The 1858-nt window shown below is 60.3% G+C and carries 2 protein-coding genes; both read right to left on the reverse strand.

What is annotated here, in order from left to right; genetic code table 11:
* Positions 1 to 69 precede the first annotated feature (69 nt).
* Positions 70 to 1092: an amidohydrolase family protein gene (locus WB528_RS25615; protein ID WP_423891972.1), complete on the reverse strand. Its 1023-nt coding sequence runs from the start codon at positions 1090 to 1092 to the stop codon at positions 70 to 72.
* A 42-nt stretch (positions 1093 to 1134) separates the two neighbouring features.
* The coding region (locus WB528_RS25620) for a molybdopterin dinucleotide binding domain-containing protein (RefSeq protein ID WP_423891974.1) at positions 1135 to 1858 on the reverse strand (724 nt) is incomplete at its 5' end.

Here is a 1858-nt window from a genome sequence, read left to right on the forward strand (position 1 = left end):
ACACGCCGGTCACCAGGACTGAACTGCGCGCGATCAAATGGTCTTACGCCCGCCCGAATTATTTGACGATTACCGCACCAGTTTCTTGCCGGTGATGCGTTCGAGGTTTTTGTAGAATATCTTGTCGGCGGTTTCCTTGTCGAGCTTGAGCTCCTCGAGAATGCGCAAGGTCTCGCGCGGATACATCGCGCCGTTTTCCGGATCGAACGGGCAATCGGAGGCGAACACGATCTTGTCGACCGGATAAAACTCCAGCCCGCATTTGGTCGCCGGCGTCGCCCCGAACACCGCGGTGTCGGCATAGAAGTCCTGCTTGAAATAATCGAGCGGGCGCTTCTTCAGGCTCTTGCGCAGCGCGACGTAGTCCTCGTCGGAAGTGCGCGAACCGAGCACGTCCCAACCCGGCCCGATGCGGCCTTCCAGCATCGGCACGATGCCGCCGAAGTGGTGGGTTATGATCTTGAGGTTCGGGTGGTTGTCCATAATCTTGGAGAACACAAGCCGCGCCATCGCGGTCGCGGTCTCGTAGGACCAACCGAACGTCCACCAGATTTCGTACAACGACTTCTTCTCGTCGAAATAGTCCGGCGTGTTGGCGCCGCGCGCGGGATGCAGCCAGACCGGCTTGCCGAGCTCGTTCATCTTCTTCCAGAACGGCAGATATTGCGGCCGGTCGATCGGCTTGCCGGCGACGTTGGTGTAGATCTGCACGCCGAGCGCGCCGAGCTGGTTGATCGCGCGTTCGGCTTCGGCGACGCCGGCGTCCGGCGCGTCGAGCGAGATCTGCGCGATCCAGCAGGGAAAGTGATCGCGCTCCTTGGCGCAGAGTTCGACGAAACCGTCATTGATGATGCGGATGAACTCGTCGATCTGCTGCGGGCTCTTGGCGATGTTCTCAATCGGCGGCTGCGGATAGGCGATGATTTGCGCGTAGTCCTTGTGGGTGTCGATGATCTTCTTGCGCGCATCGAGATCGTGCAGCGCTGGGATAGCGCGCACGCGCTTGCCCATGTCTTTGTATTGCCCGGCGACCTCGAGCATGGTGTCGAAGAATTTTTCCGGGAAAAAGTGCGTGTAGGCGTCGATCCGCATTGGGTGTTCCTCCGTGCCGGCGCCTTCTTACACGCCCACTTTTTACGAGTCGACCGTGGGCGGCTCGGCCGGTCCCACCCGGCATAACAGCGCGCGCAACTGATAGGTCCCCATCTGGGGGTCGAAGGGCGGCTTGTTGTCGGTCAAGAGATTGGCATTCGACGTGAACACGCCGTATTCCGGGCCCGGCTGCTCGGGGAACCACCAGCCATGCTGGACGTGAATCACCCGCGGGTCGATTCCCGTCGTGAGCTTGGCCTTTTGCCGGATGCGGCCGCGTTTGGTTTCGATCCATATCCAGGCCCCGCTGACGATGCCGAAGCGCGCCGCCGTATCGGGGTGGACTTCCGCCACCGGATCGCGCTGCGCCTTGCGCAGCCGCTCGATCTGCCGGTGCTCGGAATTGAAAAAGTATGAGATTCGCCCGCCGGTCGTGAGCACCAGCGGAAAATCGGCGGCAATCTCCGGCGCGCTGACCGGGCTTTCCGGCGGCTCTTCGTAGGATGGCAGCGGCGCATAGCCCATCTGCTCGAAGCGCGTCGAATAGAGTTCGATCTTGCCGGTCGGCGTTTTGAAACCGCCGTTCTCATACTTGCGGTACTTAAACGGGATTTTGATGAAACCCTTCTGTTTGAGCTCATCGAAGGTAATATTGAGGCCGCCACCCGCGAGCATGGCATCGAGCACGTCCTTGACCGGCTCGGTACAGACAGGAAGCTTCATCCGCCGCGCCAATTCAACGAACATTTCTTCGTCCGATTTGCAC

Source organism: Bradyrhizobium sp., assembly GCF_049586575.1.
In the GTDB taxonomy this organism is placed as follows: Bacteria; Pseudomonadota; Alphaproteobacteria; order Rhizobiales; family Xanthobacteraceae; genus Bradyrhizobium.